Consider the following 23,973-nt stretch of genomic DNA (forward strand, 5'->3'; position numbering starts at 1 on the left):
ATGTTTAACTGACCTGAGCAAACCGGGCTGGAAATTTTACGCTAAGGGACTTTTTAATGGATTTATTCACCTGTTAAAAGTATTTATTTACGGAAAATTACAGCGAGTTTAATCCTGAAAATAGTGGCGAAGTGTTATATTTTAATCTGACCATAAATGAACTTATGCGGATGAAAGACCTGTCCGAATGAGGAGAAAGTTAAAGGAAATGTGTTTCTGTGTTTGAACTTGACTGTAAATTGCTCAGTATTTTTTATTATGTCTATAAATTTAAAAACGTATCTCAGGCAGCCGATCATTTAGATATGAGCCAGCCAGCGGTGAGCAATCTGCTGAATAAAATTCGCCAGCATTATAGTGATCCTTTATTTTTACGTATTGGCAATGAAATGCTGCCGACAGACCTGTCCAAACAGCTCTTTCCCTTGGTCAGCGAAGCACTGAGCAAAGTTGAAGCAATCAATAATTTTACGATCAATTTTGATCAGGTCACTTCACAGCAGCGCTTTACACTGGCGATGACCGATGTATCCCATCTGGTGTTATTGCCAAAAATTTCCCAGTATCTGAAGCAGCATGCATCCCATATCCGTCTGAATGTGCGTCCGATTACCTCGGAAACCAGTTATCAGATGGCCAATGGTGAGATTGATCTGGCTTTAGGCTTCTTGCCAAATCTGGAGAATGGCTTTTATCAGCAGAAACTGTTTGAGCAATATTATGTAGTGATCGCAGCGAAAGACCATCCGCGGCTCACGGGTGATAGCATCACGGCCGAAGAGTATTTACGTGAAACCCATATCGATATTGATGCCGGGATGGGGCATTACCATATTGAAAATGAATTGCTGAATCTGGAACTCAAGCGTGACATTCTAATGCGTCTGCCAAGTTATCTGGGGGTAGGACTGGTGGTACAGGAAACCGATGCGATTGCGACCGTGCCTTATTATTTGAGTGAAGTTTTATTATCACGTGGCAATCTTAAGATTTTTGAAGCACCGATTGCGTTCCCCACCTATTCTGTAAAGCAGTATTGGCATATGTCCTGTCATCATAAAACCAGCCATCAATGGCTACGTAATATGCTGCATGAAATTTTAAGTAAATAACTCTACCGCTTAAATAGTTTGATTGAGTTCTCATCTCTAGATTTTACAATTCCCGGTACAAGCCGGGATTTTTTTATTTTGGTACATCTTGATGCCTTTTTCAGAGCCTTGCACCTGAAGTGATCAGTTCCATCTCAAAAAAAGTATTACGAATATAAAAAATAGTATTACCAGTTTGGCACGTCCTTTGCATCTATCTACATCATCATAAAGTGATCTAGGGTTCCGATACATGAAGATTCATGTAGGTCTGCGACCGAGAGTTCACGGCTTAAGTTTCAAGCTCAAGCTACACGGAGGGATAAAAGCCCGGGAGGTAAACCGTACAAGATTGGGATGGATGCATATGAGCACAACTACTTATCACGAAGATCAAGTCCTCTGGACTGAACGTTTACCGGGTGGACACCACTGGTCAGCACGCATCCAGCGTGGCGCAGTTTTACAACTTAAATCTTTAGGCGCAAATGCCAATGTTTCACTGTTTTGTGTGAATAGCGAAGATAAGCTTGAAGCCTACAACATGCCAGACAGCTTAAAAGCACAACACACGGCATTTTTAAGTACAGGGCATATTTTAGCGTCTGATTTAGGACGTGCGATGATCTCGATTGTCAAAGATGACCACGGTTGGAATGATGCTTTTTGTGCGCCAAGTACCGCACCGCAAATTGGAGCACAGTTTGGCACGAAGACCTTCCAGGATGCCCGCAACGACATGTACCGCAACGGTAAAGACAGCTTGCTTTTAGAGATGACCAAATTTGGCTTATCGGCGACGGATCTTAGTAGTAGCTTAAACCTATTTTCAAAAGTTGCACCGGATGACAACGGCAACTTGTCTTATGTCGTATCTGATAATACCGATCAAGTGATTGAACTACGCTTTGAAATGGATTGTTTGGTGTTTTTATCCAGCGCACCACATGCACTCGACAATTCTAATGAATATGCACCAGCCGATATTCAGCTCTCACTCTTTAAAGCACTGCCTTTAGGCGACACCGATGTCTGCCGTGACTCATGCCCGCAAAATCAGCGTGCGTTTCAAAATAATAACCGCTACTACGCTTTAACTGCTTAAGGGGAATGATCATGACTGCACTCGTAAATCTAGAAAAATCAGTACTTAGCGAAGTTTGTCCTGCCGGTGAAGCATGGATGTGTGAAGTCAAAAAAGGCCAGTATTTCCGTATTGTTGACCTTGAAGGCAACCAGGCGGTTGATACTTTATTTATTTCCGCACATAACCCTGAAGAGCGTTATAGCGCAACCGATACTTTGGCGATGAACCGTCAAATTTATCTCGAAAAAGGCACAACTTTATATACTAACTTTGGCAATAAAATCGCCACCATTAATGATGACAATTGCGGTCGCCATGACACTTTAGGCGGTGCATGTTCATGTGAAAGTAATACGGTCCGTTATGCGCATGATAAATATCCAATGCACAGTTGCCGTAACAATTTCATGATTGCATTGTCACAACATCCGATTGCGAAAAAGCATGGTCTGAATGTGCGCCATATCGGTCCAAATATTAATTTTTTTATGAATGTACCTGTAACTTCAGATGGTCACCTGAAATTTGATGATGGGATTTCTGCACCGGGCAAATATGTGGAAATTAAAGCTGAGATGGATTTGATTGTGTTGATCTCAAACTGCCCACAACTGAATAACCCATGTAATGCCTATAACCCAACAAAAATTCAACTGATTGTCCGTGAAGGCGAGGTATAAGACTATGACTTTAAAATATGGGTTTAATAAAGTTCTCATCGCCAACCGTGGTGCAATTGCTTGTCGTGTCATCCGTACCCTTAAAAAATTAGGCATCCAATCGGTTGCGGTGTATTCGGAAGCAGATCGTGATTCCTTGCATGTGACTTTAGCTGATGAAGCCGTCTTTATTGGTGATGCACCTGCAAGCCAAAGCTATCTGAATGTCGATAAAATCTTAGAAGTGGCCAAACATACCGGTGCGCAAGCGATTCATCCGGGCTATGGATTCCTGTCTGAAAATGCCGAATTCTGTAATCTCTGTGAAGCACAAGGCATTGTGTTCTTGGGCCCAAATGCCGAGCAAATGAAAGCATTTGGTCTGAAACACACTGCACGTGAATTGGCAATTCAAGCCAATGTACCGTTATTGCCAGGTAGCCAATTATTGGCTGATGAAGCTGAAGCCCTGCTTGAGGCTGAGCGTATTGGCTATCCTGTGATGCTGAAAAGTACCGCAGGTGGTGGTGGTATTGGCATGCGTTTGGTGTGGAATGCGGAGGAGCTGAAAGAAGCTTATGCAACCGTGTCTTATTTAGCGCAAGCCAACTTTAAAGATGCAGGCCTTTACTTAGAAAAATTCGTACAAAATGCTCGTCATATCGAAGTGCAAATCTTTGGTGATGGCAACGGTTTAGTTCTAGCACTGGGCGAGCGTGATTGTTCGGTGCAACGTCGTAACCAAAAAGTCATTGAGGAAACGCCTGCACCACACTTAAACGATGAACAACGTGCCTACATCCAAAATGTCGCGATTCAATTGATGCAATCGGTGAACTACCGTTCGGCAGGAACTGTTGAATTCGTGATGGATACCGACACACAAGAATTCTATTTTTTGGAGGTGAATACCCGTCTACAAGTGGAACATGGCGTCACTGAACAAGTGTTTGGTGTCGATCTAGTTGAATGGATGGTGACTTTAGGCAGTAGCGATTGGGTTGCACCTACATCAACACTTGAGTCTCAAGGTCATTCGATTCAAGTGCGTCTTTATGCTGAAGATCCAATCAAAAACTTTCAACCAAGTGCTGGACTTTTGACTCACGTTGAATTTGATGCCAATGCCCGTAATGAAACTTGGGTAGAAACCGGCTCCAATGTCTCGTCGTTCTATGACCCGATGATTGCCAAAATTATCGTCACAAGCGATTCTCGTGATTCTGCCATTCAAGCCATGACGGATACTTTGGCTAAAACTTCGGTTGCCGGCATTGAAACCAATCTTGAATATCTGCAAAACATTATTGAGGGTGAGATCTTTAAAGCAGGCACGCAAACCACACGCTTCTTAAATACCTTTGAGTGGAAAACCCAAAAGATTGAAGTCCTTCAAGCAGGCATTCAAACCGCCGTGCAAGATGTCACAGGCCGTTTGGGCTATTGGGATGTCGGCGTACCGCCATCAGGTGCGATTGATCCGCTGTCTTTAAATGTTGCGAACCAACTGTTAGGCAATGCACCAAATACCGCAGGGCTCGAATGTACCTTGCAAGGCCCAAGCTTAAAATTCCATTGTGATAGTCAAATTGTATTGGCAGGTGGTGATATGCCATCGACGTTGGATGGTGTGTCTGTCCCGATGTGGCAGACTGTGAATGTGCGCAAAGGTCAGGTACTCAAATGTGGCAAGATCGCCACAGGTTGCCGTACTTATATCGGCATTAAAGGTGGTCTGAATGTGCCTGAATATTTAGGCTCACAAGCGACTTTTACCTTAGGTCAGTTTGGTGGTCATGCAGGGCGTAATTTATTGATTGGCGATATGCTTCCAATCACGGCATTTACATCCGATGAAGTGAAAGCATTAAATGAAGATCAAATCCCAACATTCTCAAATACTTGGGAAATTGCGGTGATGTATGGTCCACATGGTGCACCTGATTTCTTTACCAAAAACGACATTGATACTTTCTTTGCCAACACCTTTGAGATTCACTTTAACTCAAGCCGTACCGGTATTCGTTTGATTGGACCAAAACCTGAATGGGCACGTGAAGACGGCGGTGAGGCCGGTCTGCATCCATCCAATATTCATGACAATGCCTATGCCATTGGCGCGATCGACTTTACTGGCGATATGCCGATTATTCTCGGGCCAGATGGTCCAAGTTTGGGCGGTTTCGTGTGCCCTGCGGTGGTGATCAATTCTGAATTATGGAAATTGGGTCAGCTCAAAGCCGGTGATAAAGTTAAATTTGTGCCTGTGAGCTACCATCAAGCCAAATTGCTGAATGAAAAATATCATGCGCAATTAACTGCTCAAGATACACAAGCAGTCACCTTTGATGAATCGTTCTATCCTGAAATCAGCACACTGAAATCTGCCATTTTAGATACCCTAAAAGGTCAAAATGGCACGCCTGATGTGGTGTATCGTCCTGCCGGTAACAACTATATGTTGGTGGAATATGGCGAGTTAGTTTTAGATTTAAACCTGCGTTTCCGTATTCATGCGCTGATGCAATGGGTCAAAGATCAAAACATTCAAGGCATTATTGACCTGACACCGGGTATTCGTTCATTGCAAATTCATTTTGATTCATTAAAACTCGATCAACTGGATTTATTGCGCCTGTTGCAGGTCGCAGAAGCAGAATTACCTGATGTAACCGAAATGGAAGTGCCATCGCGTACCGTGTATTTACCGCTGGCTTGGGAAGATTCACAAACTCAATTGGCAACTGAGCGTTATGTACAAACGGTACGAAGTGACGCGCCGTGGTGTCCGGACAATATCGAATTTATCCGCCGTATTAATGGCTTGAAAGATAAACAAGCGGTGAAAGATGTGGTCTATAACGCCAGTTATTTGGTGATGGGCTTGGGCGATGTGTATTTGGGTGCACCTGTAGCAACTCCGCTTGATCCACGTCAACGTTTGGTGACTACTAAATATAATCCTGCGCGTACATGGACACCTGAAAATGCCGTGGGTATTGGCGGTGCCTATATGTGTGTCTATGGCATGGAAGGTCCGGGTGGCTATCAGTTTGTCGGTCGTACGTCGCAAATGTGGTCACGCTACCGTAAAAACCCCGACTTTGAACAAGGTATGCCGTGGTTATTGCGCTTCTTTGACCAGATTAAGTTTTATGAAGTGTCTGAGTCCGAGTTGATGCACATGCGTGAAGACTTTAAAGCAGGTCGTTTAAAACTGCGGATTGAAGAAGGTGTATTGAATCTGAAAGAATACAATGACTTCTTAATCGAAAATCAAGAATCTATTTGTGCCTTTAAAGCGGTGCAACAAGCTAACTTTGATGCAGAGCGCCGTCGTTGGCATGAAGCAGGACTTGCAGAATATGTCTCTGAAAGCCTAGATACGGTGGATGATGGTGAAGGCGTTGAAGTGCCTGAAGGTGGTTGTGCAGTGGAATCGCACATGCCGGGTTCAATTTGGAAAATTGAATGTCAGTCGGGCGATATTGTGGAAGAAGGTGCAACGCTTGCGGTGATTGAAGCAATGAAGATCGAGATTCCAATTATTGCGCCTGAGCGTATGCGAGTCGATGCGATTACCATTGAGAAAGGGCAAACGGTGAAAACGGGGCAGGTATTGTTTACCTTGGCGCCAGTGGCTTAATTAAGTGGAAATAAAAAAGACCGTCCGTTAGGGCGGTTTTTTATTATACTAATGAAAAATATATGAATTATTCAAATCCAGACTATGAATGAAACCAATAGTGCTCTAGCAAATATTACTGATGCAGGATTATTCGAAAGATTAGCATCTGATGTGCTTAGATTTGCTGAACCTGAGATTTATAAGAGTATTTCTCATCAGGGTATGAATCCGCAAGGTAAAACAATTAAAGCACCATTGGATAATGTAGGTTGGTGTTATGTCAACGGCGAAGCAAAGGTTGTTGCAGTAGCACATACAACAACATCACGTAATGATTTAGAAACCAAATGGTTGAGAGATTTAGACACAGTTACACCGAGAAAAAAAGGTAGTAAACCCACAGGAAGTGATGGTGACTTAGTAAAAGCAATTAAAGAGTTAGTTAAAATTAGGCAAGGAAATCCTGATTTAAAAGCAAGGTTAGCCTTGATGTGTAATAGTGATGAGCCTCAAGAAATACGTATAAAAGCACATCAGCTTGCTTCACAACATGATATTGAATTAGAAATATGGTCAAACTCTAGAATTTCTTCATTTTTAGATATTGATCCGAATGGTCAAACAATTCGTCATAAATATTTTGGTGTTTTGCCTACTGTTCTATCTCATGAAGAACTCTTAAGAATAGGCACTTTAAGTACTGTACATCTTAATTTTAAACAAGACTTATTCGTTGAACGTGATGACATAAAATTTCAAAATTTGAATTTAGTAATTGGAACCTCTGGTTCAGGTAAAACTACTATTTGTACGAACTTTATTCTAAAAAAGTTAGATAAAGGGCATCCGATTTTAGTATTGAGGGAAGAAAACATACAAAATTCTTTAAACTTAGATGAAGCTATTGAAAAAGAGCTACAGAGATATTCAGGTCGCTTAATTAAAGGATGTGGTAGAAAGGCTTTAGATTTATGTTCTGTGGAAAACCCTTTAATCATTTTAATTGAGGATATTAACAATATAAATAATACCGAACAACTAATTGAAAAAATTAGCTCATGGGCAAGCAATGAAAAAAGAATAAATATCTTGTGTCCTGTTTGGTATCAAAAACTAAGCATACTTTCACTCAAGCTCAAAGAAGAACTATCTAAAAACGGATTTTCATATATTTATTTAGATAATTACACAGATGAGCAAGCATTAGAGGCATTACAAAAAAGATGTAAATCAGAAAACCTAAATATTGATGAGTTGACATTAAAAAGTATTGCAAGGAACGTTGGCAATGATCCCTTGCTTTTGGCTTTAGTTGATTTTAAGGAAACTAAAAAAAATGATAAAATTATTGAAAAATTTATTTCAACAACACTAGAAAATATTGCATATGCAAAAGAAAAATTTTGTAATGATCTTGAAATAACTCTTTCAAAAAGTATTTCATATTTGGTTTTAAATAAGATTGATAAAATCAATATAAGTCAATTATCTGGATTTTTAGATCGCGAGGAAAGGTCAGATCTACGGAATATACTCGATGATGGACAAATTATAAGACTTGATGAACAAAATATTATTATCTTTCGTCATGACAAGATTAAATTTCTGCTCATGGCTCAAGCTATACAGGATTTTTTAGAAAAAGATGAATATTTAGAATTTTTGACTGATCCCTATTTCTCAGAAGCATTGGGACTATCCTGTTATTTATCCTTATTAAACATTGAAAGACTTGAATTACTTACTCAGCATAATTTTTTAATAGGAATATATGCTTACTATTATGCTATCAAAGACAATTCTGAATATATTGATACTTGCATAAAAGTCATTTCAAATTGGTTGAATAATCAAGAAAATCATAAGCTATCGAAGAGTACATTACGTTATAAATCACTTACGGTTCTAAATGAATTGGTACACACCTCAATTCTAGAATTGCTTAAACTTTATCCTAAAAAAGATCGCCATGATTTGTATTATGAATGTGGCTTTAAAAATGGAAATTTAAGTGATGGTATTCATTGGATAAGATTGTTTCCTTTTGAAATAAACTATCCGCAGATTCATTTAGTTATAAATTTCATAGTAAAAAAATATAAAAATGGCTTAAAAAATAAGTTATTTGAAATTCTTAAAGATCAAAATACTAAAGTTTCAACTCTTCATTCGCTATTTATAATCATAGGATACATTGGAGATGTAGAGTATTTAGATTCGGTAACGATTGCTATAGACAACATTAAAGATGAAGAAAAAGATTACCTTCTTGTATTTTGGGTGCTATCAAGAATCTGTGATGAAAAATCAGTATATTTACTAGATTCAGTTTTAAACTATTGGAATAACTTATCAGAAGAGCAAGATCAGTATCAGAGATCACCTAAAAATTCATTCACAATGTACTCTTTGGACTTTAAATTTAAAAATTATTTACCAACAGAGTCTACTATCCATTATTTACTAAATTGGGCTCAGACGAGTGGTTTAAAAAATTATATTTTGTATTTATTGAGATTAGTTGATCATCCTGATGTATTAGAAGCCCAAGTTAAAAAATTAGCAGATTGGGATAGAAGAGGATTTCATACATGGGGACAGATAGCTGACGATGTGAGTCGTGCTTTTAAAGAAGGTCAATTATTATCTAAGCCTTCAAAGGATAGACTTAAAGAAATATTTATAAATAATCAAAATGATTCTTGTGCTCGTAAACATGCTTTAGCTATATGGATTAGCAGTCCTAGTGAGGGGGATCTACCTACACTTCAAACCATTTTAAGTGAAGATGAAATATATGATAGCGTTTTAATGGCAAAAGCAAAATATAGGGATTTGAGCATAGTCGATCAGTTAATAGATAAAATTAAAAATAATGATTCCACATATTGGTGGCAAGCAACTCGCTATATGTGGCATGACAAATTTGAACAAATCTTTGAAGATCATATGTTGACCATCAATGATGATAATTATTGGATGCTATTTGAAATATTCGAAAAATTCTCTATAGAGAAAGCAGAAACTTTATTAAAAAAACATTGGGATAAGCTCAATCAATATAATATTTTTATTCAGCTAGCACTTTTAGTTGGTACTGATAAATTATGTTCGTTAGTGCATAACTCAATCCAAGAGAGAAATTTACAAGAAGTTTTTAAATACTTTAATCATCATTGGGGCTTTAAAACTGAAGGTCGTAAAGGAATCTATCGTGATCAACAAATTCTAGCAATAAAGCCATATATTCAATATTTTGATGATCTAGCTAAAATGAATTTGTACCAAATTTGTCTTAAAAATGGGTGGAAAAATTTTGCACAAGAAATTATAGAACCTCTAATTGCTGATGATAGCCAATATTCCTTAAAAATAAGTACTAAAAGGCTTAGTGAAGAACTTCAAGAAGGCAGAATTATTTGGTCAGATAGATGGCTTCATGATTGTGTTGATCAAGGATGGAGTATTGTTGAAGCATTTGAAGTCTTAATATCTTGGCTTGATACCAATTATTGTGATTTAGCGGTAGATATTGTTGTATCTAATCTTGAGTACACAGGTTTGAGACAACATTTTTTAAGATTGAATGACTTATGTGAAATAAAAGGTGTAAATCAACATATACAAGAAATATTAGAGAGAACCTATTGGGCAATTTATTTAAGAACAATTGAATGATTTAAAAGACCTAATAACAGGTCTTTTAAAAGATATTTAAATTGGTTATCATTTGACTATTGTTTACATGTCTAGGACATCGCCAAGATGAACAATATTATCCATTCACGCTTTGTCGCAAGCGTATCAGACCTAAAAAAGAACCCAATGGAAGTGGTCAATAACGGCTTTGGTGAAGCAGTTGCCATCCTTAATCGTAATAATCCAGCATTCTATTGCGTACCTGCGGATATGTATGAACGCCTGATGGATCTGATTGAAGACAAAGAACTATTGATACTAGCCGAAGAAGCGCAAACAGAAGACACTGTAAAGGTAAGCCTAGATGACCTACGAGCTCGAGTTCACAAAAACCGCGCTTAAAAAGTTTGATAAGCTGAATCCGCAAATCGCAGAACAGTTCATTCGTAAGCTCGAAACAATATTAGATAACCCCAAAATCCCGAAAAACAAACTCAGTGGCTCTGTTGATTTATATAAAGTGAAACTTAGATCGGCAGGCTACCGTTTGGTCTATCAAGTCATCGATTCAAAAATTGTAGTTTTGGTTTTAGATGTAGACCGCAGGGATACCATTTATAAAAAGATGTGAAAAAATTTTCTGGAAGTGCTTGCCATTGCTAAATCATCTTTCAGCCACACTTTGATGCACCCTCGAACCCCAATGGTGCAAAATGGCCTATTTTTTAGGCACACTTAAAAAAGTAAATCATTCTTGTTTTGCCTCTTTTTGCGTATGTAATTAATTTCACAAGCATTCTGCTTAAATCTATTCTATTTGTATATTGTGGCACGCTTAATGCATTTATTTATATACAATATAAATAGAGGAGAGCAATACACTTGATCACTCATAATCACAAACATCGGTTAACCATTCATGTATAAAAAGAATAGCAAGGACATGAGCAATCAAAATGGAATAAACCGGTGAAATACAAAACTTACTTTTGCTTTAGAACAAGCCCCATTTCAATGTTATGGGGCTTTTTTTCGCCCTTTTAAGCAAGTTTATTTACCTCATCCAAATAACTAAAAATTGGCACGCTTTCTGCATTTTCCTAAGTAATACGAAATTCTGGTTTTGTAATATCCACAGGAGATGCACATGAACAATCCGACATCAAATAAAAAAATGCATCCATGGCTTCACTTTCTGGTTGAGCTGCTCAGCGTACGTGCAGGCTTTCACATTAAACAGTCTTCCCAATATCAACCCAAGGATCAACATCGTGCCTAAACAAAAATTGGCACGGATCAGTATTACCGTGCCAGAAACAACGCTACATGCGATGGATCAAAAAATTGTCGAGCAGCACTATGAAAGCCGCTCGCAGGCCATTGTCGATATGATTAACCGCCACCTGATTGATGATCTGGTGATTCGCGATGAAGTCATGGTTGGCACGCTTACCTTGCTCTATGACGTCAGCTTGAAACCGCTGCGCAGTCAGCTGGTCGATCTGCAGCAGCAGTATCTGGCACAAGTGATCAATTCGCTTCATATCCAGCTGGATGATGAAAAAATTCTGCAAGTCATGCTGATGCAGGGCGCGAGCAGTGACCTGAAAGAAATAAGCGAACAATTTATTGCACTGAAAGGCGTGATTAAAGGGCATCTCGAACTGATGGATGCCGTCATGCCACCCATTCCACAAAATACCGAACACACTTAAGGAGAACAGCTGTGCACAACTTATGGACTGTACAGGACTGGCAACACGCCTACCAGAATAACAATATCCAGCTTAGTGACCTGATTGAGTATGTTGCCGGATTGAATAATGACGATCATGCCTGGATTTCAATTGCAACAGCAGCACAATTACAGGCACAAATTGATGCATTGACTGGTGCAGATAGTGCAAGCTTGCCACTTTATGGGGTGCCATTTGCAGTCAAGGACAATATTGATGTTGCAGGGTTCTATACCACAGCAGCATGTAAAGAGGTAGCTTATCTGGCAACTTCCGATGCAACCGCAGTAGCCAAATTAAAAGCTGCCGGCGCGATTGTCGTGGGTAAAACCAATCTGGATCAGTTTGCGACGGGTCTGGTCGGTGTGCGCTCCCCATACGGCGCGGTAAAGAACAGCTTTAATCCTGAATATATCAGTGGCGGCTCGAGTTCGGGTTCCAGTGTAGTCGTCGCAAACGGATTAGTGCCATTTTCACTGGGTACAGATACTGCAGGTTCAGGACGTGTACCGGCAGGGCATAATAACATTGTCGGACTCAAACCGACCAAAGGCTGGTTCTCGACTACCGGCCTGATTCCGGCTTGCCGCACCATCGATGTGATTTCGATTTTTGCATTAACGGTGGATAATGCCTGGCAGGTAGCGCAAGTCATGCAGGGCTATGATGCCAGCGATGAGTATTCCAGAACGCATCCTCAAAATGTTCCTAGCCAATTTTCAAAAGGGAAAATTGCCATTCCAGATACACTGGAATTTTATGGCGATACTGAAACTGAAAAAGCATTCCAGCTGGCGATCGCACGTGCACAAAGCTTGGGTTATACAGTTGAGCCGATTGATTTTGCTCCATTTCAACAACTGGCGACTGCACTTTACAACCGCTCTTGGGTGGCTGAACGTACCAGTGCCGTGGAAAAAATGGTGCAACGTGAGCAGACCCATCCGGTAATTGGCCAGATTATTGCGCAGGCAGACCGGTTCAATGCGGTCGATGTCATGCAGGATGAATATGAACGCGCTCGCCTGAGCCGTGTTATTCAAAATACACTGGCAGATTATGATGCCTTGATGGTGCCTACTGCACCCACCATTTATCGCATTGCAGAAGTAGAAGCCGATCCTCTGGTAAAAAACAGCCACATGGGCGCTTATACCAATTTTGTCAATTTTGCCGATCTTTCGGCTTTGGCGCTACCAAATAGCATTCGTGCTGATGGTTTGCCAACGGGCGTGACCTTTATTGCGTCAGCCTGGATGGATGAAGCACTGGCCAAGTTCGGGCAAAAATGGCAGCAGGCGAGCCAGTTAAAGTTAGGCACATCTGAACGCCCATATGAAAAAACAACTGGAATCTCATCGGGTCACAGCGTCAAACTAGCTGTCGTCGGTGCACATCTGACCGGAATGCCGCTGAATTTTCAGCTGACCACACGTGGTGGCACCCTGATCAAGCAGACCCGGACTGCTTCGCATTACAAATTGTATGCTTTAAAAAATACCACACCGCCAAAACCTGGTCTGCAATACAATGCGAAAGGTTGTTCAATTGAAGTCGAAGTCTGGGACATTCCGCGTGCACTGTTCGGGGACAGTGTTGCAGAAGTTCCGGCACCTTTGGGGATAGGTAATGTTCAGCTGATCGATGGTACTTGGGTCAAAGGCTTTATCTGTGAAGGTTATGCACTTGAGGATGCAACAGATATCAGTCATTTCGGTGGCTGGCGCGAATTTATGAAATCTAAACAACTTTCAAATACCAAATTTAAATGTGAATGCATAGGGGAAGTCGCAAAATGATCAAAAAAGCACTGATGTCCGTTTCCGTACTGTCTGCAATCCTTTTTAGTGGCTGTGACAATACCGCTAAAGTACCTGAACCAAATGCCAAGGCAGAAAAAAGTGTGGCTACTCAGCCCATCCGGATTGGTTATAGTGACTGGCCGGGATTTGTGGCCTGGCAGGTGGCGATTGAAAAAGGCTGGCTGGAAGATGCCGGAGTTAATGCCGATTTTAAATGGTTTGACTATTCTGCTTCACTCGCTGCATTCGCAGCGAATCAGTTGGACGCTGTACTGGTCACCAATGGTGATAATCTGGTCACTGGCTCTGGCGGGACCAAAGGTGTGATGATCATGGCGACCGATTATTCAGCTGGAAATGACGTGATTATTGCCAAGAATGGCATTAACTCAATTCAGGATCTGCGCGGTAAAACGGTTGCAACTGAAAAAGGTCTGGTCGATCACTTATTGCTGTCCACTGCACTGGATGATGCCAAGGTTAAACTGAATGAGGTCAAACTGGTCAATACCATGACCAATGAATTGCCACAGGTTTTTGCCACTCCCGATATTGATGCGATTGCAGTATGGCAGCCGGTGGCAAATCAGGCTTTATCTGCGGTGGCCGGTTCCAAGATTATTTTCACCTCTAAAGACAAGCCTGGATTGATCTACGATACCTTGACCGTGAATCCAGCCCATCTGGAAGCCAATAAAGAGCAATGGAAAAAGGTGATTCAGGTTTGGGATAAAACTGTCAAATACATCAATGACCCGGCGACTCGTGAAGATGCTGCACAGATCATGTCCAAACGGGTTGGTGTCGATGCGAAAACCTATATGCAGTTCATTGATGGTACGCATTTACTTGATCTGGCCGCCAACAAGAAAGTCTTTACCAAAGGTGATGGTTTCGACTCGATCTATGGTTCCAGCTATCATGTGAACAAGTTCAATGTGGCCAACGGCATTTATACGACTGAAATGAACGTAGATGGCGTGATTGTTCCAACGCTGGTGCAAGAGCTGCAATAAAACCTGATCTCTTACATAAGAAATCCCCGGTCTGGGGATTTCTTATTGTTAAATGAGTAGATATTTTTTATAAATCAAAAAATGATTGAAGGGATATTGAAAAGCTCCTTCTCCTTCTGGGATGAGAGGCATAGCTTCGCATGAGGATGAGGGTATTTATTAGAAAGAACCCCTCCCTGAGGAGCATGCTCCGCAAGTCTCCTACAAGGAGAGGCAATTTACTTCTTAATAATTAAAAATGACTGATGAAAGAACGCTAATATCAAAAAATTAAAGCTGCGTACTTTTGGAAAAGACATTGATAAAAATAATGCCAATGATCATAAACGCCAGCCCGATCAGCGCGGGAAGATCCAGTTGCTGTTTAAACACCAAGAGACCAACCGTTGATATCAAGATAATGCCAGCACCAGACCAGATTGCATAGGCAATGCCCATCGGAATGGTTTTCATGGTCAGTGATAGGAAAAACAGGGCAACGGCATAACCGGCAATGGTGGCAAGTGAAGGCCCGAGCACGCTAAAACCATTGGAAGCTTTCAATGCAGAAGTGGCAATGACTTCTGCAATAATGGCAATCGACAGATATAAAAAAGACATATTTCTCCCTATAACACCCGTTCTGCATGTTGCATCAGGTGATCCTGTTCTGACTTCAGCCAGATTTCAGCTTGTGTAGTCGTGGGGGTTGTATATTGAAATTGGTAATCTGGCTGGTATATATCCAGCTCAAAAATCAGGTCAATGTCGCGACCATCTAAAATGACATGCTGAACCAGACGGGTTTCATCGAGAACTTCAAAATTTTCCAGATTAAAGGCTTTACCTGTTTCGTTGCTGCGAGTGCTGTAAGTTTTAGCTTGACCATCAGTCCCGATAGAAACTTCAAAACTTTCCACCAAGGCAAACACGGTCGGATCGACAGCTTTCAAATCCATTTGAGCTACTGCACTTTGCACTTCAGGCAAACGCGTCAGGGCATAGGCAATATGATCAGCACAAATGATCAGGCCACCATCCATTTCCAGTGTCTGACCAGATTGAACATCAAGCGCAGACTGAAGCCGCAGCCCTAAAAATAAACCGTGCTGTACCTGCTGGCGCCAGTCTTCGACATACACATTACTTGGAGAAAATTCCAGAATGCAGTTGCCAATCGCATGCAACCTGGCTGGTTCCGGCCATTGCACATGATTCTGGTAATTGGCGTAGTCTTTCACGTCCCAGGACAAGAGTTGGCTAGCGTTATCCCAAAACGTATTGCCAATCCAGCCTTGGCGTTCCTGAACAGCAGTTCCCGTCTGGCTTTTTAGACGAAGATCAATGGTAAAACTGTGCGACTGAAACCAGTACACAATGGTATTTTCATCGGTTAGGCCATTATAAAAACTGATGCTTTTACGCCGAAATGCCCCATATAAAAAGCCCGGAATAATCTCTGGCTGAGGGGTAGTGGGCTTTAAAGTTTTAATTACTTCAAACAGATTCATGATGCTGTCTCCGCCTGTTCTTCAAGTCCAAAAGAGGAAAGTGGTACAGCATTTTTTAAGACCAGTTCACCGCTAGCAACGCGATGTTTTAAATATTGAAAGGTCTGGGCGGTCTGATTAAATAGATGCTCGCCCCCGATCAGGGCAGAATATTTGGAATTTTCAGTGTGAATAACCGGTTCAATCACGGTGTCATAATTGCAGGCGCAAAACAGCGGGAATGAATAACGTTCTTCCGAGACCTTTTTCACGCGGTGCTTGGTGGCGAGATATTTACCATTTGACAGAATTTCCATCATGTCCCCGATATTCATCACCAGTGTATTTTCAATCAGGGGAATGTCGATCCATTCACCGGCTTTATTCAAAACCTGTAAGCCGGGTGCGGTGGGTAACAGTAGGGTAAAGCATTCATAGTCGGTATGCGCGCCTATGCCTTCGGCATCTCTCACTTCCGGATTATAGGGATAATGAATCAAGCGTAGCTGACTTGGTGCATCAGTAATTTTGCTTTCAAAAAAGTCCTCACGAACGCCCAATGCCAGTGCAAAGGCAGAAAAAATCTGCCGGCTGATCTCACGCAGATGGCTGTAGTATTGGCTGACGATAGATTTAAAATCCGGATCTTCCGGCCATAAGGTTGGGCCGAGTAATGGACAGTCTGTTTCCGGTCCCTGATAGTCATAATTGACATCATAGGCTTCTTTTAAATCATAACTGTTGCCGGCAAACTGTTCTTCGCCAATCGGCACATAGCCACTATGGTTTTTTGATTTTCCAATATAGTGCTGCATTTTGGTGTCCAGATCCTGAGAAAAATAGGACTGGGCCATTTCAATCAGGGCTTTGGCATAATCAAAATTAAACTGGCTACCTTGCAGATAAAGAAATCCGACTTCTTTACAGGCATGATCCAGAGCATGAGCAACCTCAATACGATCGGCTAAATCCGGACTTTGTAATTTTGAAATATCAACCAGTGGGAGTACATATTGCGCTTGCATGATAATCACCTCTAATGTTGGTCGTCCAACACAGCGATTAAAACCTTCGGGTCGTCCCAAAGGCATTTTGGATAAGATTATTTATTGCTGCTGACCTTGGTCATACGCGGAATGACCGGCAGTTCTGCCAGTGCCGGATCCAGTTCATCTTCTTCAGCATGCACCAGATAATCGACACGTTGTCTTAACTGTTTAAATTCAGGTGTGAGCATCACATCAGGATGACGTGGGCGAGGTAAATCGACTTCAATAATTTCCTTGATTTCACCCGGATTGGCTTTCAGTGCCACAATACGGTCGGCCAGTAAAATGGCTTCATCCATATCGTGAGTCACAAAAATGATGGTGATGTCGATATTTTGCCAAAGATCCATCAGATGACGCTGCATTTTTTGCCGGGTATGCGGATCGAGTGCTCCAAAGGGTTCATCCATCAACAGGATCTTCGGTTCATTGACCAAAGCCCGGGCAATCGCGACACGCTGTTTCATCCCGCCAGACAGCTCATGCGGATACTGGTTTTCATACTTTTCCAGACCAATGATATTGATCCATTCACGTGCCTGCGCTTCGGCCGCTGCACTACTTTGGCCTTTCATGCGCGGGCCAAACATGACATTTTCCTTGACGGTTTTCCATGGAAACAGGGTATAGCCCTGAAACACCATGCCACGCTCCGGACTTGGGCCGGTAATTGGCTGGCCATCCACCAGAATCTCACCACTGCTATAAGGATCCAGACCGGCCACTACACGGCTAAAGGTTGACTTGCCGCAACCGGAAGGCCCAATCACACAGATGAACTCACGCTTATGAATTTTCAAATCTAGAGCATTTAAAACCGTACGTTCAGTTTTGCCATGACTGAATTTTTGTGTCAGCTGTTTGGCTTCCAGAATCACCGGACGGCTATAAATCTTGTCAAAGTATTCGCGGGTATTAAATTCAGTGTTTTGCATCAGTTAGCTCCCGGTTTCCATTTAAATAAGCGTTGTCCCAGTTTCATTAAGATCACATCACACAGCAGACCAATCACCCCGATAATCAGGATGGCGGCAAAGACATTATCGAAATTCTGATAACGGGCTTGCTGGGTAATAAACCAGGTGATCCCGGAAGTACTGCCAATCAGTTCTGCTACGATCAAGTAGGTCCATGCCCAGCCAAGCAGCACCCGCAGATTGCGGTAAATTTCAGGCAGAGCTGCCGGAATCACCACATGCAACAGGCTTTTCAGTTTATTGGTGCCCAGGGTAAAACCTGCTTCAATCAGGCTGCGATCGACCAGACGTGTGGTATTGGCAATAATCAGGATTTGCTGGAATAAAGTTCCAATCACAATGATGGCAATTTTGGGTGCATCATTAATGCCAAGAATGGCGACAGCCAGTGCACCAAAGGCCGGAGCAGGTAAATAGCGGAAGAATTCGACAAAGGGTTCGATTAGCTGGGAAATTTTATTTGAAAACCCGCATAAAATACCGAGTGGAATACCAACCAAGGAAGAAATAAAGAACGCAGTAAATACCAGTTTGATACTGTGCCACAGGCTTTCATGAAACCAGGGTGCATTGGCCTGAGCCGGCTCCGTGGTAAAAGCTGTGATCAGTGCAATCGCAACTTCATGTGGTGCAGGCAGATAAATCGGGTTGACCAGAATACCCTGCGGCGGAGCCAGACCTTGATCTACTGCAGATTGCGCAGCAGAAAAAAACTGGTCTTTATCAATACGACTCTCGACCTGTAAATAGGCAACACTACCGGAATCCGTAATCTGAACTTGTGGATGCCAGATAAATGGCAAATAACTGACTGCACACCAGATCAGAATTGGTATTAAAAACGACCCCAAGCCAAACAGTAATTTATTTCTTTGACTGAGTTCACGCGCAACGTAACTCATAGTGTTGCCCCTCAATATTACAATTTTTATAAAACGTAATACTGATTAAGCAAAATAGATGCCATTTCATCCAAAATCATGAAATGACTCTTAAAAGGATTTATTTTTATAGAAAAAATTAGCAGACAACTTTTAATCATATTCAAGAAGTTAGATCAGAATGCAGAGATTTTTAATCATTTTCTGGAAAATAGACTCAATAAAAAAGACCTGAAAAATCAGGCCTCTTTTTTCAGTAACATCATTTAGCCAATAATATCTGCATGCTGGTTTTGCAAGCTATAGATGCACTGCTGCGCAATCTGTTTTTTCTCGGCTGCGGTCATTTCAATATTTTCCCATTTCTGCATCTGCTGCAAGAGCCAGATAAAATCATCAACTTTCGGTTGGGCACTTTCCCCAACAAAATTCCGGATGATATTCTTGATCTTGTAAAAGTCATAGACATGCCGCTGGGCGGAACATTCAAACTGAATAATCTGATAGTCTACCAGCATGTCCCATACTTCTGATAAATCACTGCGCTGCTTTAAATCATCCTGCGCTTTTTGTACTGCCTTGACCACTGCCTCTACAGTAAATGGATGCTGTTCTGCCCATTCCTGGGTCATGGCCAAGACTTTATCGGCAACTTTTGGAATGACATTCTGGCTTGCTGCGACGATAAAACTATAGCCTTCAAGTTTGGCCTGAATATTCCAGGGTTCTCCCACGCAAAAGCCATCGAATACCTGTTCCGCGATTCCTTTTACCATGGAAGGCGGTGGAGAGGTCATCAGCTGGATATTCTTGGCCAGTTGTGGATCAGTCAGCGCCAGCCATTCTTTTAAACAGTAATGGTGAATCGAATATTTATAAACATAGGCCAGATTGATGGAATGATTCTGTTGTAAAGCCTGTACCAGTTTCTTTGAGGTATTCTGTTCATCATCCCCAGGCTGGATGCCGAGTTCATAGCACAAATCCTGGCGCAGGCTAATAAAAGCCTGATTCACGCTCAGTACTAGAGGGGTTTGCAAAGCCACCTGTAACTGGTCTGTACCCAGGGCAGCAGCGGGCAGCATGGCAGACAAGCAATGTGCAGCATCCAGAAAGCCATAGGCCAGACGGTCACGCAAACTAGACCAGGAGGCTTCATGGATTAAATTGATGGTTAATCCTTGCTCAGCAAAATACCCCTGTTTTTCGGCCCAGAGAATGGCAACACAATCAAGTAAAGGAATATAGCCAATATTGAGTTCAGTTTTTTCTAATGTGGACATATGCTTTTCCTTATTGGCCCAATAACAGCTTCTGTGCATCCAGTAAGCGTCTGGCCATTTCACCAATGGTAATCCGGTGACTCATGGCATTTTTACGCAATAAAGCAAAAGCTTGCTCTTCCGTTAATGCATGCAGCTGGATGAGCAACGCTTTGGCTTTATCGATATCTTTACGGTCAATCAGTTTGTCCTGGGTTTCTTTTAAATCATTCAGCAGCTTTTTATGCTTGCGAAACTGTTCAATTGAAATTTCCAGAATGCTTTCTAGTTTGGTGGGATCAATACCATCGACAATATAAGCCGTGATTCCGGCATCAATCGCACTTTTGATGGTGTCTTTATTAGAGTTTTGGGTAAACAGCACGGTGGGAAGTTCATATTGACTGACACAGCTTTCAATAATATCCCGATGCGGATGATCCATATTCAGCAGGATCACATCTGCATGAATACCTTTGACATGCACCATATTCAGGTCATTCAGGATTAAACAGGCCACCACCTGAAAATCATGTGAAAGTAAGGATTCCTGGATGAATTGGGCGCGCTCCAGATCATCATCAATAAGAGCAATTCGTAATTTGGACATGGAATATTTTCAAGTAAGGCCTAAGGAATATTCAAGCAGGAGTAAAGCAAAAAACATGCCATTAAATTGGTGCATAAAATTCTATTTTTCTGTTCAATTTAGTGCATAGCTTTAGGGATTTCAGCTGATGGCTGATCAAAATGAAGCGTTTAGGTAGATCATCTGCCTGAAATAAGGCGTTTTCTTATTGGAAAAGTTGGCACGATTTCTGCATTTATTAAATCGTCAAAGATGACTTTCAATACTAACAACGGCCAACGATGTCCGTTCTGATCGTAATTGCACTTTCAAGGAGTGTGATTGGTATTTCGTTCAGCACAGGATAAATGACATGGTCAGTTGTTCAGCAATACAAAACGCACAAGCGTTTCAACCCTTCCTCCAGCATTACAAAGCGCTGGGTTGCGGTATTTACAACATATTCAATCAGCAGACATATCAATGCCTAGACGTGATATGCGGCTTTTTATCATCTTTAAAAAAACAATAGTTGGAGTGCAGATATGAAAATTCTCATGATTGGGCATGGCATGGTGGGGCATAAATTCATCGAATCTGTACTGGAACAGGCCGGTGATGACATTGAGCTGACCATTTTGGCAGAAGAGCCACATTTAGCTTATGACCGGGTACATTTGACCGAATATTTCAGCGGCAAGTCGGTCAAGGATCTGAGTCTGTGTCGTAGTGATTTTGCCGATGCTTATGGCATTGATTTGCGACTTAATACTAAAGCGGTTGAAATTGATCAGCTCCATAAAACCGTCACCACCAGCCAGGGTGATGTGCTGAGTTTTGACAAGTTGATTCTCGCTACCGGTTCTTATGCCTTTGTGCCACCAATCCCGGGCAATGACCGTCAGAATTGCTTTGTTTATCGTACCATTGAAGATCTGGATGCCATTCGTGCAGCCAGTCTGAATGCCAAAACTGGCGTAGTGATTGGCGGCGGCTTGCTAGGGCTGGAAGCAGCGAAAGCCCTGCGAGATCTGAATCTGGAAACCCATGTCGTAGAATTTGCTCCGCGTCTGATGGCGGTGCAGATTGATGATCTGGGCGGCCGGGTACTGTGCTCTAAAATTGAAGACCTTGGTGTCAAGGTACATACTCAAAAGGCCACGTCAAGTATTGAAGATGGTGACAGCACTCAGCATGTAATGAAGTTCGGAGATGGTTCGGTGCTTGAAACCGATATCATCCTGTTCTCGGCCGGCATTCGTCCGCGTGATGAACTGGCGCGCCAAAGTGGTTTACTGATTGGTGAGCGTGGCGGCATCATCATTAATGATTATTGCCAGACCTCACATCCGGACATTTATGCCATTGGTGAATGTGCACTTTGGGACAATAAAATTTATGGTCTGGTTGCACCAGGCTATGACATGGCGCGGATCGCGGCAAAACATGTCCTAGGCCAAGAAAGTCATGCATTCGCTGGTGCGGACATGAGTACCAAGCTCAAACTGATGGGCGTGGATGTTGCTTCTATTGGTGATGCACATGCCATGTCCCCAGGTGCTTTGAGCTATTTTTATGCTGATGAAGCCGCGCAGGTTTATAAAAAAATCGTGGTGTCAGCAGATAAGACCAGGCTGCTGGGCGCGGTGCTGGTGGGCTGTGCCAAAGAATATAGTGATCTCCTGCAAATGATGCTAAATGGTCTGGCGGTACCGGAGCAACCGGAAAGCCTGATCATGCCGGGCTTTGATCAGTCAACCTCCAAATCAGGTGGCAGTGGCATCGATTTATTGCCTGACAGTGCGACCATCTGTTCATGTAATAACGTTTCCAAAGCTGATATCTGTTCAGCCATTGATGGCGGTGCAACTTCATTGGGTGCATTGAAAAAATGCACGCAGGCTGCAACAGCGTGCGGTGGCTGTGCGCCACTGGTAACGCAGGTTCTCAAATCTGAATTACAGCGTCAGGGTGTCACGGTGAACAATCACCTGTGTGAACACTTTGCCTATTCACGTCAGGAACTGTATCACCTGGTTCGTGTGCATGAGATCAAGACATTCTCTGACCTGATTCAGCAACATGGGCACGGCATGGGCTGTGATATCTGCAAACCGACTGTAGCCAATATTCTGGCATCCTGCTGGAATGATTTTGTTCTGAAACCAAGTCATGCCGGTTTGCAGGATAGCAACGACTACTACCTCGGCAATATCCAGAAAGATGGTTCCTATTCGATTGTGCCACGTGTGGCAGGCGGCGAGATTACCCCGGATGGTCTGATTACCATCGGTCAGATCGCCAAAGATTATGGTCTATATACCAAAATCACGGGCGGACAACGAATTGACATGTTTGGTGCGCAGGTACATCAACTGCCTGAAATCTGGGAAAAACTGATCAATGCCGGTTTCGAGTCCGGACATGCTTACGGCAAATCCTTACGTACGGTGAAATCTTGTGTGGGTAGTACCTGGTGCCGTTTTGGAGTCGATGATTCTGTCGGCTTGGCGATTTTCCTGGAAAATCGTTATAAAGGCCTGCGTTCACCCCATAAAACCAAAATGGCAGTATCCGGCTGTACCCGTGAATGTGCAGAAGCACAGAGCAAGGATGTCGGTGTCATTGCCACGGAAAAAGGCTGGAATCTATATGTATGCGGAAATGGCGGCATGAAACCGCGCCATGCTGAACTGCTCGCCTCGGATCTGGATACTCCCACACTCATCAAATATATCGACCGCTTCTTTATGTTCTATATCCAGACAGCAGACCGTCTGCAGCGCACCAGTGTGTGGCGTGACAATATGGAAGGCGGGCTGGACTATCTGAAAGATGTCATTGTGCATGATTCGCTCGGCATTGCCGCTGAACTGGAAAGCCGTATGCAGCATGTGATTGGCACTTATCAGGATGAATGGCGCACTGCGATTGAAGATCCTGAAGTGCGCAAACGCTTTAAGACTTTTATTAATGCCAAAGTAGCCGAGCAGAATGACCCGCATATTCAGTTTGCGCCTGTACGTGGCCAGATTCGTCCAAAGACAGAAGCTGAACGTGATTTAAACCGTATTCCAGTGGTTGAAGCCTAAATACCACAGTCAGGGAG

Annotated in this window: 19 protein-coding genes and 1 riboswitch; of the genes, 12 read left to right on the forward strand and 7 right to left on the reverse strand. The window is 42.3% G+C overall.

What is annotated here, in order from left to right:
• Positions 1 to 218 precede the first annotated feature (218 nt).
• The 11 genes from Q9R24_RS10925 to Q9R24_RS10975 all read left to right on the forward strand — a co-directional run bounded on the left by Q9R24_RS10925 (position 219) and on the right by Q9R24_RS10975 (position 14,658).
• Positions 219 to 1,112 (forward strand): LysR substrate-binding domain-containing protein, encoded by an 894-nt coding sequence (locus tag Q9R24_RS10925; protein ID WP_311204437.1) that lies wholly within the window; start codon positions 219 to 221, stop codon positions 1,110 to 1,112.
• Between the two features lie 206 nt (positions 1,113 to 1,318).
• Positions 1,319 to 1,430, forward strand: a riboswitch (guanidine-I (ykkC/yxkD leader).
• A 28-nt stretch (positions 1,431 to 1,458) separates the two neighbouring features.
• A complete protein-coding gene (locus Q9R24_RS10930; protein WP_311204438.1) occupies positions 1,459 to 2,196 on the forward strand; it encodes an urea amidolyase associated protein UAAP1 in 738 nt (245 codons plus the stop codon).
• An 11-nt stretch (positions 2,197 to 2,207) separates the two neighbouring features.
• Positions 2,208 to 2,858 (forward strand): urea amidolyase associated protein UAAP2, encoded by a 651-nt coding sequence (locus Q9R24_RS10935; protein WP_291354531.1) that lies wholly within the window; start codon positions 2,208 to 2,210, stop codon positions 2,856 to 2,858.
• A 4-nt stretch (positions 2,859 to 2,862) separates the two neighbouring features.
• Entirely contained in the window at positions 2,863 to 6,483 is a 3,621-nt protein-coding gene (gene uca, locus Q9R24_RS10940; protein ID WP_311204439.1) for an urea carboxylase, read from the forward strand.
• Positions 6,484 to 6,567: 84 nt separating this feature from the next.
• Positions 6,568 to 10,143 (forward strand): ATP-binding protein, encoded by a 3,576-nt coding sequence (locus Q9R24_RS10945; RefSeq protein WP_311204440.1) that lies wholly within the window; start codon positions 6,568 to 6,570, stop codon positions 10,141 to 10,143.
• 87 nt (positions 10,144 to 10,230) lie between these two features.
• On the forward strand, positions 10,231 to 10,506 hold the full coding sequence (locus tag Q9R24_RS10950) for a type II toxin-antitoxin system Phd/YefM family antitoxin (protein WP_253174492.1): 276 nt from the start codon (positions 10,231 to 10,233) through the stop codon (positions 10,504 to 10,506).
• On the forward strand, positions 10,469 to 10,735 hold the full coding sequence (locus Q9R24_RS10955; protein WP_243474320.1) for a type II toxin-antitoxin system RelE/ParE family toxin: 267 nt from the start codon (positions 10,469 to 10,471) through the stop codon (positions 10,733 to 10,735). Before Q9R24_RS10950 ends, Q9R24_RS10955 begins: the two co-directional genes overlap by 38 nt.
• Before the next feature lie 516 nt (positions 10,736 to 11,251).
• Positions 11,252 to 11,383, forward strand: coding sequence for a hypothetical protein (locus tag Q9R24_RS10960; RefSeq protein ID WP_004647016.1), 132 nt, complete (start codon positions 11,252 to 11,254; stop codon positions 11,381 to 11,383).
• Positions 11,376 to 11,819 carry a CopG family ribbon-helix-helix protein gene (locus tag Q9R24_RS10965; protein ID WP_004280384.1) on the forward strand — a complete coding sequence of 148 codons (444 nt, stop codon included), beginning with the start codon at positions 11,376 to 11,378 and terminating at the stop codon, positions 11,817 to 11,819. The genes Q9R24_RS10960 and Q9R24_RS10965 overlap by 8 nt, the downstream gene beginning before the upstream one ends.
• Before the next feature lie 11 nt (positions 11,820 to 11,830).
• Positions 11,831 to 13,639 carry an allophanate hydrolase gene (atzF, locus tag Q9R24_RS10970; protein ID WP_311204441.1) on the forward strand — a complete coding sequence of 603 codons (1,809 nt, stop codon included), beginning with the start codon at positions 11,831 to 11,833 and terminating at the stop codon, positions 13,637 to 13,639.
• The gene (locus Q9R24_RS10975) at positions 13,636 to 14,658 is read left to right on the forward strand and encodes an ABC transporter substrate-binding protein (protein ID WP_311204442.1); all 1,023 of its coding nucleotides are present in this window, start codon (positions 13,636 to 13,638) and stop codon (positions 14,656 to 14,658) included. The genes atzF and Q9R24_RS10975 overlap by 4 nt, the downstream gene beginning before the upstream one ends.
• 270 nt (positions 14,659 to 14,928) lie before the next feature.
• Here Q9R24_RS10975 and Q9R24_RS10980 read toward each other — a convergent pair whose 3' ends face one another.
• The 7 genes from Q9R24_RS10980 to Q9R24_RS11010 form a co-directional block, all read right to left on the reverse strand.
• On the reverse strand, positions 14,929 to 15,258 hold the full coding sequence (locus tag Q9R24_RS10980; RefSeq protein ID WP_311204443.1) for an SMR family transporter: 330 nt from the start codon (positions 15,256 to 15,258) through the stop codon (positions 14,929 to 14,931).
• Between the two features lie 8 nt (positions 15,259 to 15,266).
• The gene (locus Q9R24_RS10985; protein WP_311204444.1) at positions 15,267 to 16,148 is read right to left on the reverse strand and encodes a hypothetical protein; all 882 of its coding nucleotides are present in this window, start codon (positions 16,146 to 16,148) and stop codon (positions 15,267 to 15,269) included.
• Positions 16,145 to 17,152 (reverse strand): isopenicillin N synthase family oxygenase, encoded by a 1,008-nt coding sequence (locus Q9R24_RS10990; RefSeq protein ID WP_311204445.1) that lies wholly within the window; start codon positions 17,150 to 17,152, stop codon positions 16,145 to 16,147. The genes Q9R24_RS10985 and Q9R24_RS10990 overlap by 4 nt, the downstream gene beginning before the upstream one ends.
• A gap of 77 nt (positions 17,153 to 17,229) precedes the next feature.
• Positions 17,230 to 18,111, reverse strand: a complete 882-nt coding sequence (locus Q9R24_RS10995) for an ABC transporter ATP-binding protein (RefSeq protein WP_034683069.1) — start codon at positions 18,109 to 18,111, stop codon at positions 17,230 to 17,232.
• On the reverse strand, positions 18,111 to 19,055 hold the full coding sequence (locus Q9R24_RS11000) for an ABC transporter permease (protein ID WP_044110891.1): 945 nt from the start codon (positions 19,053 to 19,055) through the stop codon (positions 18,111 to 18,113). The genes Q9R24_RS10995 and Q9R24_RS11000 overlap by 1 nt, the downstream gene beginning before the upstream one ends.
• Positions 19,056 to 19,300: 245 nt before the next feature.
• Positions 19,301 to 20,317, reverse strand: a complete 1,017-nt coding sequence (locus tag Q9R24_RS11005; RefSeq protein ID WP_311204446.1) for a CmpA/NrtA family ABC transporter substrate-binding protein — start codon at positions 20,315 to 20,317, stop codon at positions 19,301 to 19,303.
• A gap of 10 nt (positions 20,318 to 20,327) precedes the next feature.
• Positions 20,328 to 20,906 (reverse strand): ANTAR domain-containing response regulator, encoded by a 579-nt coding sequence (locus Q9R24_RS11010; RefSeq protein ID WP_004280362.1) that lies wholly within the window; start codon positions 20,904 to 20,906, stop codon positions 20,328 to 20,330.
• Positions 20,907 to 21,409: 503 nt separating this feature from the next.
• Between Q9R24_RS11010 and nirB the strand changes: the two genes are divergently transcribed.
• Positions 21,410 to 23,956 (forward strand): nitrite reductase large subunit NirB, encoded by a 2,547-nt coding sequence (gene nirB, locus Q9R24_RS11015; RefSeq protein WP_311204447.1) that lies wholly within the window; start codon positions 21,410 to 21,412, stop codon positions 23,954 to 23,956.
• Positions 23,957 to 23,973 lie beyond the last annotated feature (17 nt).

The sequence above is a fragment of the Acinetobacter sp. RRD8 genome (assembly GCF_031844225.1).
GTDB lineage: Bacteria > Pseudomonadota > Gammaproteobacteria > Pseudomonadales > Moraxellaceae > Acinetobacter.